Genomic DNA, 12,043 nt, shown 5'->3' with positions numbered 1-12,043 from the left:
GCCCGCCCCCGCGCCGGCGCTTGCTGCGCCTGCGCCTGCTGCGCCCGGCTGGCGAGCGCTGTCGCTGCGCAGGTTCCACCGGTGACGGCCGGCCCGGGTCAGGTCGGGACGTGAAGCGGAACCAGGCTGGCTAGCGGCGCGTGACGGGGTGGGCCGGCTGGCTGTGCTCCACCGCGCGCTGCACCGCCCGGTAGATCTGCCCGAAGCGCAGCGCGTCACCGGTGCGCAGCAGACGCACCGGCTGACCCCGCCAACGGGCCCACATCTCCAGTTGGCGGCTGCCCCGGGCGTACGAGCGGTCCAGGTGTTCGAAGAGGAAGTCGGCGACCGGCCCGACAGCCAACCCGACCAGCACCGACGCGCCGACGATCGCGATCGTCACGGTGGGTGAGCGGTGCAGCCAGACGGCCACGCCGATGCCGAGCACCGCCGCGACCAGCGGGCCGGCGAGTGCGGCGCCGATCGCACCCCGTCCCACCAGCACACGCCAGGAACGGGTGCCCCGGCGGTGCCAGATCATGGTGATGTCGGCCAGCTTGTAGCTGCGACCGTCGACACGGACGGCGGTGGAGGTGACCTGCACCGACCTGTCGTCGTAATACGTGATCATGGCTGGACTCCCGCCCACGGGGCTGACACCACACTACTTACCCAAACGAGCCGGGTCGTAAGGTTGGCACGCGACTTCGACGAGGAAGTGAGGGCAGCGTGGGCGAGTTCGTTCGGCTGGAGACCACTGACGGCATCGGCACGATCCGGCTGGAGCGGCCGCCGATGAACGCGCTCAACACCCAGGTGCAGGAGGAGTTGCGCGCCGCCGCGACGGCGGCCACCGCCGATCCCGAGGTCCGCGCCGTCATCGTGTACGGCGGGGAGAAGGTTTTCGCCGCCGGCGCCGACATCAAGCAGATGGCCGAAATGTCCTACGTGGACATGGCCGACCGGGCGGCGAACCTGTCCAGCGCGCTCGGCGCGATCGCCCGGATCCCCAAGCCGGTGGTCGCCGCGATTACCGGTTATGCCCTCGGCGGCGGCTGTGAGCTGGCGTTGGCCTGTGACTGGCGGATCGTGGCCGAGGACGCCAAGCTCGGCCAGCCGGAGATCAAGCTCGGCATCATCCCGGGTGCCGGCGGCACCCAGCGGCTGGCCCGCCTGGTCGGCCCGGCCCGCGCCAAGGATCTGATCATGACGGGCCGGATGGTCGACGCGCAGGAGGCGCTGCGCATCGGCCTGGCCGACCGGGTGGTCCCTGCCGCCGAGGTCTACGAGGCCGCGGTCGCCTACGTGAAGCCGTACCTGACCGGGCCGGTGCAGGCGCTGCGCGCGGCGAAGCTGGCGGTCGACGGCGGCCTGGACATGGACCTGAACTCGGGCCTGGCCTGGGAGAGTCAGCTCTTCGCGGCGCTGTTCGCCACCGACGACCGGCGCGAGGGCATGGCGGCCTTCGTCGAGAAGCGCAAGCCGGGTTTCACCGGCCGCTGATCCGTCGCTTCCCGGCCCGACGGCCCGTGACCTCGGCAACGTCCACCGGCCGGGGCCACGGTCGCAGGGTCAAGTGACTGGCCGGTAACCTGTGATCCCGGCCACGGACGATGGGAGCGACATGACGGAGCGGATCGAGGGTCACGGCGGCGAGTTGGCGCTCGCGGCACTACGCGCGCACGGCGTACGGGAGATGTTCACGCTGTCCGGTGGGCATGTCTTCCCGCTCTACGACGCCGCGTACAAGACGGACTTCCCGATCTACGACGTCCGGCACGAGCAGTCCGCCGTCTTCGCCGCCGAGGCGGTGGCCAAGCTCCAGCGCCGCCCCGGCCTCGCCGTGCTCACCGCCGGGCCCGGTGTCACCAACGGCATCTCCGGCATGACCAGCGCATTCTTCAACGCTTCACCGGTGCTGGTGCTCGGCGGGCGGGCGCCAGCGTTCCGCTGGGGCTCGGGCAGCCTCCAGGAAATGGACCACCTGCCGCTGGTCAGTCCGGTCACCAAGCACGCCGAGACGGTGTTCAGCACCGACGACATCCCGCGTGCGGTGGGTGCGGCGCTGAACGCCGCGCTCACCCCGCACCGCGGCCCGGCCTTCCTCGACTTTCCGCTGGAGACGGTCTTCTCGGTCGCCGAGGCCGAGCTGCCGACCGTGACCGGTGTCGACCCGATCGCCCCGGACCCGGAGGAGGTCGGCCGCGCGGCGATGCTCATCGCCGGGGCGCAGCGGCCGGTCATCATCGCCGGCTCCGACGTGTACGCGGGCGACGCGGTCGCCGCGCTGCGCGAGGCGGCCGAGGCGTTGCAGGTGCCGGTCTTCACCAACGGCATGGGCCGCGGCTCGCTCCCGCCGGAGCACCCGCTGGCGTTCGCCAAGGCCCGCCGGGCCGCGCTCTCCGGTGCCGACGTGGTCGTGGTGGTGGGCACCCCGCTGGACTTCCGGCTCAGCTTCGGTGACTTCGGTGACGCCAAGGTGGTGCACATCGTCGACGCCCCCGGCCAGCGGGCGACGCACGTGCAGCCGGCCGTCGCCCCCGCCGGTGACCTGCGCCTGATCCTCTCCGCGCTGGCCGATCACTCCGGTGACCGGGCCGACCACTCCGACTGGATCGCCGACCTGCGCGTCGCCGAGGACGCGGCGAAGGCTCGGGACGCCGCGGAGATGGCCGCCGAGACCGACCCGATCCGCCCGGCCCGCATCTACGGCGAGCTGCGTCGGGCGCTCGCCCCGGACGCGATCACCATCGGCGACGGCGGCGACTTCGTGTCGTACGCCGGGCGGTACCTGGAGCCGGCCCAGCCCGGCACGTGGCTGGACCCGGGCCCGTACGGCTGCCTGGGCACCGGCATGGGTTACGCGATGGGCGCCCGGGTCAGTCACCCGGACCGGCAGATCTGCGTGCTGATGGGCGACGGCGCGGCCGGCTTCTCGCTGATGGACGTCGAGTCGCTGGTCCGCCAGAAGCTGCCGGTGGTGATCGTCGTCGGCAACAACGGCATCTGGGGGCTGGAGAAGCACCCGATGCGGGCCATGTACGGCTACGACGTGGCCGCCGACCTCCAGCCGGAGCTGCGGTACGACACGGTGGTCAGTGCGCTCGGCGGGGCGGGGGAGACGGTCGCCAAGGCTGCCGACCTGGGCCCGGCGCTCCAGCGGGCGTTCGACTCCGGGGTGCCGTACCTGGTGAACGTGCTCACCGACCCGACCGACGCGTACCCCCGGTCGTCGAACCTGGCCTGAGTCGCACCCGCCGCCGCCGTCGCTCCTGCGCCGGCGGCGGCGGCGCGCTCACACCTCCGGTCGGTCGCCCCCGCGCGGCGGCTCACCGTCGCGGCGGCGCAGATCGTCCTCGCGTCGCCGCAGGTCTTCCTCCCAGCGTTGGAACAGCTCCTGGTCCTGCTGCTGGGCGCGTTCCTCGACGGAGCGCAGGAACTCCGGGTCGTCGTCGGGGGCCACCGGCCGAGGGCGCTGCCGCTCGCCGCCGCCGGTGACGCCCGGCCAGCCCTTGCGGGCGCCGTTGCTGGGCTCCCGGCCGACGATGAACCAGGCGATCGAGCCGACCAGCGGGAAGAACAAGATGATCAGCACCCAGGCGATCCGGGGAAGGGCGCGGATCTGGCCCTCCTCGGCGGAGAGACAGCTGATCAGCGCGCAGACGGCGAGGACAATCTGCACCAGGAAGAGGAGTACGCCAAGCCGGGCCATGCACCCATGATGACGCACCGGATCGCGTCACCCTAGTCCGCGCAGGACCAGCAGCACTCCGAGTAACGCCAGCACCACCGTGCCCGCCGTGACCAGGGGCAGTGTCCGGCCGCCGGTGCGGGCAGGGCCGGTGCCAGTGCCCCTGGGCCAGCAGAGCACCAGCAGGGCGCCCCACACCACAACGGTGCCGCCGGCGATCAGCGCACCGGTCGGGTCGCCGGTCGACGCCAGCCGGACGGCGAGCACGGTCACCACGGTCACCGTGAGCAGGGTGCGCCGCCAGGCCAGCCGGGTCCGCTCCGGTTGCAGCCCCGGGTCGCGTCCGGTGCTCACCGCCCGCCGACCGCCCGCAGCAGGACGGCGCCCACCAGCAGCAACGCGCCGACGCCGACGGCGAGCGCCAGGATGGCGGGGAACCGGGACGCGGGCAGTTCCTGACCGAGCCGGATGGCCCGCTCGGTACGCGCCCAGTGGTCCACCGCGCGGATCGCGACCGCCGCGCCGAGCAGCAGCAACGCCACCGCGATCACCTCGCGCAGGTGGCTCATCGGCAGGGGTGGCAGGAACTGCGCGGCGGCCAACCCGCCTCCGACCAGGGCCAACCCGGTGCGCAGCCAGGCGAGGAAGGTCCGTTCATTGGCCAGGGAGAAGCGGTAGTCCGGTGTTTCACCGACCGAGCCCCGCTCCGCCGGGTCGAACCACCGTCTGATCGCCTCCCACACAGTGGGAGATTATCCGCTTCCCATCCCGCTTAGCCTGGGCCGGTGACTGATCTCGACGTACAGACGCTGCGCGACGCCTACGACAACCAACTCCGTCCGGAGATCCCCGACCCGGTTCCGGCCGGCGTGACGGTGGAGCGGGACGGGCCGCTCGTCCGGATCTCCGGGCTCGACTCCGGTGGCTTCATCACCTATCGCGACCTGGGCGGGTTGACCGGCGACGCGCTGGACGAGCTGATCGCCCGGCAGGTGCGGTTGTGCGGCGAGCGGGGCGAGTCGGCGGAGTGGAAGCTCAACGAGCACGACGAACCGGCGGACCTGGCGGACCGCCTGCGGGCGGCCGGCTTCGTGCCGGAGGACCGGGAGACCGTCGTGGTCGGCCCGGTCGCCCCGCTGGCCGCCGCGCTGCCGGTCGTTCCCGAGGGGGTACGCCTGCGTGAGGTGACCGCCCGGGAGGACCTGGAGCGGATCGCCGCCATGGAGGAGGAGGTCTGGCAGGCGGACCGTTCGCACCTCGTGTGGGGGCTGGCCACGGAGATCGACGCCGACTCGAACTCGATCACGGTGGTGGTGGCCGAGGCGGGCGGGACGGTGGTGAGCGCCGGCTGGGTGCGGTTCCCGGCGAACACCGGCTTCGCCACGCTGTGGGGTGGCTCGACCCTGCCGCAGTGGCGGCGCAGGGGCATCTACCGGGCGCTGGTCAACTACCGGGCGCGGCTTGCCGAGCAGCGGGGTCGGACGCTCATGCAGGTCGACTGTTCCGAGGACAGCCGGCCGATCCTGGAGCGACTCGGCCTCGTCCCGGTCACCACCACCACCCCGTACGTCTACACTCCGTGATCATGGAGCAGCGGTTGACGGACGAGGAGCGGTTGACCCTCAAGACCGGTGCCTTCGGCGCCGTCTTCCTGGTCTCCAACGCCGACCCCGGTGTCCTGGGGGTGATCCGGGAGAGCATCGCCGCGTCCGGCGCGCTGGCCGACGCCAGTGGCACGGTCAAGGAGGCGTTGACGACCGGCCCGCTGCCGCGACTTCCCCGGGACTCGCAGCTGGAGATCGAGTCGGTGGTGCTGCCGGCGCTGGGGCAGGCGGTGCGGATCCTGCGCGAGAAGTGCCCACGGGACGTGGACGCGTACCGCGAACTGGTGTTGGCCGCGGCGGATCGGGTGGCCCGCGCGCACGATGGAGTGGCGCCCACCGAGGCGGCGGCCATCGACCAGATCAGGGTCGCGTTGGCCGAGCCGGCCTGACCGGCCGCGCGTCGGTGAGCTGTGTCACTCTGAGTGCTGCGGGAGCGCAACCTACTGGCAGGTAACATTGCGCCGTGGGCAACTGCACAACCGCCCGCGGTTGACCTGACGTCGACCGACGCGCGACGCTGCGCCCCATACCGGGCGAGCGAATCGCAACACCACACAGGAGGGTCGTCGAAGCGCGATGAACATCGTCGTACTCGTCAAGCAGGTGCCTGATTCGGGCGCGGACCGCAACCTGCGCAATGACGACAACACCGTCGACCGCGGTTCGGCGAACAACGTGATCAACGAGATGGACGAGTACGCCATCGAGGAGGCCCTCAAGATCAAGGAGGCGCACGGCGGCGAGGTCACCATCCTGACCATGGGTCCGGACCGGGCGACCGAGTCGATCCGCAAGGCGCTCTCCATGGGCCCGGACAAGGCCGTGCACGTGCTGGACGACGCCCTGCACGGCTCGTGCGCCGTCGCCACCTCGAAGGTGCTCGCCGCCGCTCTCGGTCAGCTCAATGCCGACCTGGTCATCTGCGGTGCAGAGTCCACCGACGGCCGGGTCCAGGTCATGCCGCACATGATCGCCGAGCGACTGGGCGTCGCGGCGCTCACCGGTGCCCGCAAGCTCACGGTCGACGGCGCGACGCTGACCGTCGAGCGGCAGACCGAGGAGGGCTACGAGGTGGTCACCGCTGCCACCCCGGCCGTGGTCTCCGTCTGGGACACCATCAACGAGCCGCGCTACCCCTCCTTCAAGGGCATCATGGCCGCCAAGAAGAAGCCGGTGCAGACGCTCTCGCTGGCCGAGCTCGGGGTCGCGGCCGACGAGGTGGGCTTCGACGGCGCCACCAGTGCCGTCGTCGAGCACACCAAGCGCCCCCCGCGCTCCGGCGGCGCCAAGATCACTGATGAGGGCGAGGGCGGCGTCAAGCTGGTCGAGTTCCTCGCCACCGAGAAGTTCGTGTGAGAGGGGGGTCTGACATGTCCGAGGTTCTCGTCGTCGTCGAAGCCACCAAGGAATTCGGCGTCAAGAAGGTCACCCTGGAAATGCTCACCCTCGCGCGTGAGCTGGGCACCCCGAGCGCGGTGGTGCTGGGCGGCGCCGGCGCCGCCGAGGCGCTGAGCGGCAAGCTGGGCGAGTACGGCGCGGAGAAGATCTACGCGGCCGAGGGTGACGAGATCGACGGCTACCTGGTGGCCCCCAAGGCGACAGTGCTGGCCGAGTTGGTCAAGCGGGTGCAGCCGGCCGCCGTGCTGCTGGCGTCGGCTCAGGAGGGCAAGGAGATCGCCGCCCGGCTCGCCGTGAAGCTCGACAACGGCATCCTGACCGACGTGGTCGGTCTGGACGCCGACGGCACCGCGACCCAGGTCGCCTTCGCCGGCTCCACCATCGTCAAGTCCAAGGTCACCAAGGGCCTGCCGTTGGTCACCGTCCGACCCAACTCGGTCACCCCCGCCCCGGCGGCGACCACCCCGGCGATCGAGCAGCTCAGCGTGTCGGTCACCGACACCGACAAGCTGGCCAAGGTCGTCGAGCGGGTCGCCGAGCAGAAGGGCTCCCGCCCCGAGCTGACCGAGGCCGGTGTGGTCGTCTCCGGCGGTCGGGGCGTCGGCAACGCCGACAACTTCAAGCTGGTCGAGGAGCTGGCCGACCTGCTCGGCGGCGCCGTCGGCGCGTCCCGCGCGGCCGTCGACTCCGGCTTCTACCCACACCAGTTCCAGGTGGGCCAGACCGGTAAGACGGTCTCCCCGCAGCTCTACGTCGCCCTCGGCATCTCCGGTGCCATCCAGCACCGGGCCGGCATGCAGACCTCGAAGACCATCGTCGCGGTCAACAAGGACGGCGAGGCGCCGATCTTCGAGCTGGCCGACTTCGGGGTGGTGGGCGACCTGTTCAAGATCGTCCCGCAGGCCGCCGAGGAGATCCGCAAGCGCAAGTAAGCCAGCGATACGTCAGTGGCCGCCCGTGCGAACGGGCGGCCACTGACGTATGGGGAGCTGATCGGCGAGCCGGGGAGCTGAGCCGGCCCGCCGATCAGCCCGTCAGGGAGCCCCTCAGCAGGCTGTCGCCGGAGTGGCGGGTGGTGTTGTCGTACTGCTCGGCGGAGACGTCGACCACCGAGTAGCTCTTGAGGTCGACATTCGGGGGCAGGGGTAGCAGCGCGTCCGAGCCGCCACCCAGGGTGCCGACCGAGAACATCTCCATCGTCGTCGGATTGATGAGCCAGACCTCGTAGTACCCCGCGACGCTCGGGAGATTCGCCACATGCAGATGTAGTTGGCCGTCCTTCAAAACCCGGGCGTCACCCTTGGCCGTCGGCGGGGTCGCCCCGTACGCCGCCAGCGGCGCGCTCGCCACCACCACCGGCGCCGGGGTGGGCGACGGGTCGTCCGGTCGGAGGACCGAGACGGTGCCCACCACGCCGACCGCCGCGGCGGCGGCCGCGGTCACCGCGGTGGCCACCCAACCGGACCAGCCGCGACGTCGACGGGATCGCCTCGCCGGGTCCAGTCGGGTCACCGTCGACTCGGCCGCCGCGCCGAAGGTCTGCTCGGTCGTCGTGGTGTCGGCCTGCTCGGGCACCCGGTGTCGACGGGTCTCGGTCAGCAACGGCCCGGCCTCCGCGGCCCTGACCTGGGCTTCGATGCCCTGCCAGACGTGCTCCGGCGGGTCGGGCAGGTCGGCCAGGCCCTGCGTCTCGGTGCCGAGCCCCGCCACCAGCTGAAGGCTCGCGATCTCGGCCCGGCAGAGCGCGCAGGTGCCGAGGTGGGTGCTCTCCCCGTTGTCCGCCTCGCTCTCACCGAGTGCCAGAAATACCAGCCGGTCGTGGTCCAGGTGCTGCACCGTCCACCTCCCATCTGCGCTTCAAGCTCGCCATACCGCGTCGGATGTGACTCTTCACAGTGCCCAACGGCACGCCCGTCACCGTGGCTATCTGCTGGTGTGTCAGGTCGTCGTAGAAGGCCAGCTCCAGCATCCGTCGCTGGTCGTCCGGGAGACGAGCCAGCTCGTCGGCGATCACCAACCGGTCCACCACGCGGTCCGGATCCGGCTCGGTCTGCGCCGGCTCGGGCAACTGTCGGACCGTCTCCACCACCCGGGTCTCCCGGGCCGAGGCGCGCATCCGGTCGATCACCTTCCGCCGGCCGATGCCGAGCAACCAACCGATCAGCGACCCCTTGGCCGGGTCGAACGTGTCGCGACCCAGCCAGGCGGCGACGAACGTCGCCTGGGTGACGTCCTCGGCGTCGCTGCGGTTCGCCAGCATGGACGTGGCCAGGTGGTGCACGGCGCGGCCGTAGCGGTCGTACGCCTCACGGAGCGCCACGTCGTCACCGGCGCGGAACCTGCGGTCGAGGTCGTCCACCGGAGGGTCCGGTTCCTGTTGGAGCGCCGTCATCAGGCGGCTCGCCTTCGATGGGGCATGCCCGACTGTAGCTGGCACAGTCCCCGCCCCACTTCCCCGGTCGAAGTCATCTCACCAGCTCTTCGTCTCCCGACCCCGTTCCGGATGCGGTCTGGGCCGGAAAAGAAAAGTGCCTCCGGGGCGCATCCACCCGTCCGACAGCCGGCGTAACCCGTTCTGCAAGCCAGGCCTGACGAATCAGCACCAAATATCAGGAGGCAGACATGCAGTTCTCGTACTTCCGTCGGGTCGCCGCGGGCGGCGCGGTCGCCGCGCTGGCCTTCGCCGGTGTCGGTGCCCTCACCGCCGGCCCCGCGTACGCCGCCACGTCGAAGGTCTCCGTCGTGCACGGCATCCCGGACACCCCGGTCGACGTCTACGTCAACGGCAAGAAGACGCTGGACAACTTCAAGCCCGGCGACGTCGCCGGCCCGCTGAACCTGGAGGAGGGCGACTACGACATCGCGCTCACCAAGCCGGGCGAGCCGATCGGCAGCGCGATCCTCAAGGTCGACAACGCCGCGGTGCCGGGCGGTGCGAACATCAGCATCGCGGCCCACCTCGACGCCGCCGGCCAGCCGAAGATCACTCCGTTCGTGAACGACGTCTCGAAGGTCGACGCCGGCAAGGCCCGGTTGATCGTCCGGCACACCGCCGCCGCCCCGGCGGTCGACGTCCGCGCCGGTGGCACCCCGGTCTTCGAGGACCTGACCAACCCGAACGAGGCCAAGGGCGACGTCGACGCGGGCGAGGTCAAGGCGGACGTGGTGCTGGCCGGCACCGACACCGTGGCCATCGGCCCGGCGGACCTCAACCTCAAGGAGGGCACCGCCACGATCGTCTACGCGATCGGCTCCGCCGAGGGCAAGACCCTCGACGTGGTGGCGCAGACCATCACCGGCCTGCACTCCGCCCCGGGCGGCGTGCCCAGCGGTGACGGCGGCCAGGCCGGCACGGGCGTGGACACCTGGTGGTACGTGCTCACCGGTGCCGGCGTACTCCTGCTGCTTGGTGGTGGGGTGCGGATGGCGACCGCGCGGACCGGCCGCAAGTGACGGTGCGCAATCGCGGCGCGCTGGCGGCCCTGGCCGCCGGCGTTGCCGCGCTCACCGTCGCCACGCTCGTGGCGTGCGGCTCCCAGCCGGCCGAGGACGTGGGCGGCGACGAGGCGGCCAACCTCGCGACCGCCACCCCGACCCCGTCGGCCAGCGCGGCCGATGGCCAGTCTGTCCCGGTGACCGTCGGCGAACTGCCGGCCGGGGCGGAGATCGTCCCGCCGGTGCGGCTGGTGATCCCGGCGATCGACGTCACCGCCACGATCAACGCGGTCGGCATCAACAAGCGGACCAACGATTTCGAGGTGCCGCCGAGCGTCGACAAGATCGGCTGGTACCGGTACGGGCCCGGCCTGGAGGCGGACGCCGGCTCGATCGTCATCGCTGGTCACGTGGACAGCGCCCAGCAGGGCAAGGGCGCGTTCTTCCGGCTGCGGGAGCTCGATCAGGGCGACACCCTGACCGCGACCGGCAGTGATGGCGAGGCCCGCAAGTACCGGGTCGTGGCCCGGGAGGAGTACGACAAGACCAAGATTCCGTTGGAGCGCTACTTCGCTCGCGACGGCAAGCCGCGGCTGACACTGATCACCTGTGGTGGGCCGTTCGACGCCAAGGCGCGCAAGTACCGCGACAACATCGTCGTCACCGCGGTGCCCGCCTGAGCGGGTCCGCGCATCGGGCCGGGGTGGAGTTTCCACCCCGGCCCATTGCGTGCGGTCCCCTCCGGCATCCGGTCCCCAAGGTGTCGGCCGTACGCTGAACGGCGATGGCTTACCTGGATCACGCGGCGACGACTCCCATGCTCGACGAGGCACTGGAGGCGTACGTCGCTACCGCCCGCGAGGTCGGCAACGCGTCCTCCCTGCACGCGGCGGGCCGCCGTGCCCGCCGCCGGGTCGAAGAGTCACGCGAACGGGTGGCCGCGGTGCTGGGCGCCCGGCCCTCTGAGGTGATCTTCACCGGTGGTGGCACGGAGAGCGACAACCTCGCGGTCAAGGGCATCTTCTGGGCCCGCCGAGCAGCCCGGCCCGACCGCCGCCGGGTGGTCTCCAGCGCCGTCGAGCACCACGCGGTGCTGGACGCTGTCGACTGGCTGGCCCAGCACGAGGGCGCCGAGGTCGGCTGGCTGCCGGTGGACGCCGTCGGTCGGCTCGACCCGCAGACCCTGCGCGCCGAGTTGGCCGCGCACGCCGACCAGGTGGCCGTGGTCACCGCGATGTGGGCGAACAACGAGGTGGGCACCGTCCAGCCGGTGGCCGAGCTGGCCGCCGTCGCCGCCGAACACGGTGTGCCCTTCCACACCGACGCCATCCAGGCGGTCGGTCAGGTGCCCGTCGACTTCGGGGCCAGTGGGGTCGCCGCGCTGACCGTCACCGGGCACAAGTTGGGCGGCCCGACCGGGGTGGGCGCGCTGCTGCTCGCCCGGGACGTGCCGGCCACGCCGCTGCTGCACGGCGGCGGCCAGGAACGCGACATCCGCTCCGGCACCCTCGACACCGCCGGCATCGTCGCCTTCGCGGTCGCGGTGGAGACGGCCGTGAAGGGCCAGCAGGAGTACGCGGCCCGGGTGGCCGCGCTCCGCGACGACCTGATCGAACGGGTCCGCCAGGCGGTGCCCGAGGTGGTCTACAACGGTGACCCGACCGACCGGCTGCCCGGCAACGCGCACTTCTCCTTTCCGGGCTGTGAGGGCGACGCGCTGCTGCTCCTGCTCGACGCGCAGGGGATCGCCTGCTCGACCGGCTCCGCCTGCTCGGCAGGCGTGGCCCAGCCCTCGCACGTGCTGCTGGCGATGGGCGCCGACGACGACCGCGCCCGCTCCTCGCTGCGTTTCACCCTGGGCCACACCAGCACCCAGGCCGACATCGACGCCCTCATCGCGGCCCTCCCGGCCGCGGTCGACCGAGCCCGCCGGGCC

The 12,043-nt window shown here is 71.7% G+C and carries 15 protein-coding genes; 9 read left to right on the top strand and 6 right to left on the bottom strand.

Annotation, left to right across the window (positions count from 1 at the left end; translation table 11 throughout):
• Positions 1–130 precede the first annotated feature (130 nt).
• Entirely contained in the window at positions 131–610 is a 480-nt protein-coding gene (locus DLJ58_RS31855) for a DUF6232 family protein (protein WP_124862344.1), read from the bottom strand.
• 98 nt (positions 611–708) lie between these two features.
• On the opposite strand from DLJ58_RS31855, the gene DLJ58_RS31850 reads away from it, so the two are divergent.
• Positions 709–1,482, top strand: a complete 774-nt coding sequence (locus tag DLJ58_RS31850) for an enoyl-CoA hydratase-related protein (RefSeq protein ID WP_124862341.1) — start codon at positions 709–711, stop codon at positions 1,480–1,482.
• 121 nt (positions 1,483–1,603) lie between these two features.
• Positions 1,604–3,226 (top strand): acetolactate synthase, encoded by a 1,623-nt coding sequence (locus tag DLJ58_RS31845; protein ID WP_124862338.1) that lies wholly within the window; start codon positions 1,604–1,606, stop codon positions 3,224–3,226.
• A gap of 48 nt (positions 3,227–3,274) precedes the next feature.
• On the opposite strand, the gene DLJ58_RS31840 is transcribed toward DLJ58_RS31845, so the two are convergent.
• Genes DLJ58_RS31840 through DLJ58_RS31830 form a run of 3 tightly spaced genes read right to left on the bottom strand, consistent with a single transcriptional unit; the run spans position 3,275 to position 4,413 of the window.
• The gene (locus DLJ58_RS31840) at positions 3,275–3,691 is read right to left on the bottom strand and encodes a PLD nuclease N-terminal domain-containing protein (protein ID WP_124862335.1); all 417 of its coding nucleotides are present in this window, start codon (positions 3,689–3,691) and stop codon (positions 3,275–3,277) included.
• A 27-nt stretch (positions 3,692–3,718) separates the two neighbouring features.
• The gene (locus DLJ58_RS31835; protein ID WP_124862332.1) at positions 3,719–4,024 is read right to left on the bottom strand and encodes a DUF202 domain-containing protein; all 306 of its coding nucleotides are present in this window, start codon (positions 4,022–4,024) and stop codon (positions 3,719–3,721) included.
• Positions 4,021–4,413 carry a YidH family protein gene (locus DLJ58_RS31830; RefSeq protein WP_124862329.1) on the bottom strand — a complete coding sequence of 131 codons (393 nt, stop codon included), beginning with the start codon at positions 4,411–4,413 and terminating at the stop codon, positions 4,021–4,023. Before DLJ58_RS31830 ends, DLJ58_RS31835 begins: the two co-directional genes overlap by 4 nt.
• Before the next feature lie 42 nt (positions 4,414–4,455).
• On the opposite strand from DLJ58_RS31830, the gene DLJ58_RS31825 reads away from it, so the two are divergent.
• The 4 genes from DLJ58_RS31825 to DLJ58_RS31810 all read left to right on the top strand — a co-directional run bounded on the left by DLJ58_RS31825 (position 4,456) and on the right by DLJ58_RS31810 (position 7,604).
• On the top strand, positions 4,456–5,253 hold the full coding sequence (locus DLJ58_RS31825; RefSeq protein ID WP_124862326.1) for a GNAT family N-acetyltransferase: 798 nt from the start codon (positions 4,456–4,458) through the stop codon (positions 5,251–5,253).
• Positions 5,250–5,663: a hypothetical protein gene (locus DLJ58_RS31820; RefSeq protein ID WP_124862323.1), complete on the top strand. Its 414-nt coding sequence runs from the start codon at positions 5,250–5,252 to the stop codon at positions 5,661–5,663. The genes DLJ58_RS31825 and DLJ58_RS31820 overlap by 4 nt, the downstream gene beginning before the upstream one ends.
• 187 nt (positions 5,664–5,850) lie before the next feature.
• Positions 5,851–6,630: an electron transfer flavoprotein subunit beta/FixA family protein gene (locus DLJ58_RS31815; RefSeq protein ID WP_124862320.1), complete on the top strand. Its 780-nt coding sequence runs from the start codon at positions 5,851–5,853 to the stop codon at positions 6,628–6,630.
• Positions 6,631–6,644: 14 nt separating this feature from the next.
• The gene (locus DLJ58_RS31810; protein ID WP_124862316.1) at positions 6,645–7,604 is read left to right on the top strand and encodes an electron transfer flavoprotein subunit alpha/FixB family protein; all 960 of its coding nucleotides are present in this window, start codon (positions 6,645–6,647) and stop codon (positions 7,602–7,604) included.
• Between the two features lie 94 nt (positions 7,605–7,698).
• On the opposite strand, the gene DLJ58_RS31805 is transcribed toward DLJ58_RS31810, so the two are convergent.
• Complete coding sequence (locus tag DLJ58_RS31805) at positions 7,699–8,508, bottom strand: anti-sigma factor (protein ID WP_124862313.1); 810 nt, start codon at positions 8,506–8,508, stop codon at positions 7,699–7,701.
• Entirely contained in the window at positions 8,462–9,064 is a 603-nt protein-coding gene (locus DLJ58_RS31800) for an RNA polymerase sigma factor (RefSeq protein ID WP_124862310.1), read from the bottom strand. The genes DLJ58_RS31805 and DLJ58_RS31800 overlap by 47 nt, the downstream gene beginning before the upstream one ends.
• 230 nt (positions 9,065–9,294) lie before the next feature.
• Here DLJ58_RS31800 and DLJ58_RS31795 point away from each other — a divergent pair, with 230 nt between their 5' ends.
• The 3 genes from DLJ58_RS31795 to DLJ58_RS31785 all read left to right on the top strand — a co-directional run.
• Positions 9,295–10,125: a DUF4397 domain-containing protein gene (locus tag DLJ58_RS31795; RefSeq protein ID WP_124862307.1), complete on the top strand. Its 831-nt coding sequence runs from the start codon at positions 9,295–9,297 to the stop codon at positions 10,123–10,125.
• On the top strand, positions 10,122–10,787 hold the full coding sequence (locus tag DLJ58_RS31790; protein ID WP_124862304.1) for a class F sortase: 666 nt from the start codon (positions 10,122–10,124) through the stop codon (positions 10,785–10,787). The genes DLJ58_RS31795 and DLJ58_RS31790 overlap by 4 nt, the downstream gene beginning before the upstream one ends.
• Before the next feature lie 104 nt (positions 10,788–10,891).
• A partial coding sequence (locus DLJ58_RS31785) for a cysteine desulfurase family protein (RefSeq protein ID WP_148098028.1) occupies positions 10,892–12,043 on the top strand: 1,152 nt, incomplete at its 3' end.

This window comes from Micromonospora arida (assembly GCF_003857035.1).
In the GTDB taxonomy this organism is placed as follows: Bacteria; Actinomycetota; Actinomycetes; order Mycobacteriales; family Micromonosporaceae; genus Micromonospora; species Micromonospora arida.
Note: the sequence above shows the minus strand (reverse complement) of the source record. Positions and strands in the feature narration are given on the sequence as shown.

Coding starts and splice junctions, on each gene's coding strand:
- DLJ58_RS31855 (WP_124862344.1), bottom strand. CDS start 610: ATGATCACGTATTACGACGACAGGTCGGTGCAGGTCACCTCCACCGCC.
- DLJ58_RS31845 (WP_124862338.1), top strand. CDS start 1,604: ATGACGGAGCGGATCGAGGGTCACGGCGGCGAGTTGGCGCTCGCGGCA.
- DLJ58_RS31840 (WP_124862335.1), bottom strand. CDS start 3,691: ATGGCCCGGCTTGGCGTACTCCTCTTCCTGGTGCAGATTGTCCTCGCC.
- DLJ58_RS31815 (WP_124862320.1), top strand. CDS start 5,851: ATGAACATCGTCGTACTCGTCAAGCAGGTGCCTGATTCGGGCGCGGAC.
- DLJ58_RS31810 (WP_124862316.1), top strand. CDS start 6,645: ATGTCCGAGGTTCTCGTCGTCGTCGAAGCCACCAAGGAATTCGGCGTC.
- DLJ58_RS31800 (WP_124862310.1), bottom strand. CDS start 9,064: ATGACGGCGCTCCAACAGGAACCGGACCCTCCGGTGGACGACCTCGAC.
- DLJ58_RS31795 (WP_124862307.1), top strand. CDS start 9,295: ATGCAGTTCTCGTACTTCCGTCGGGTCGCCGCGGGCGGCGCGGTCGCC.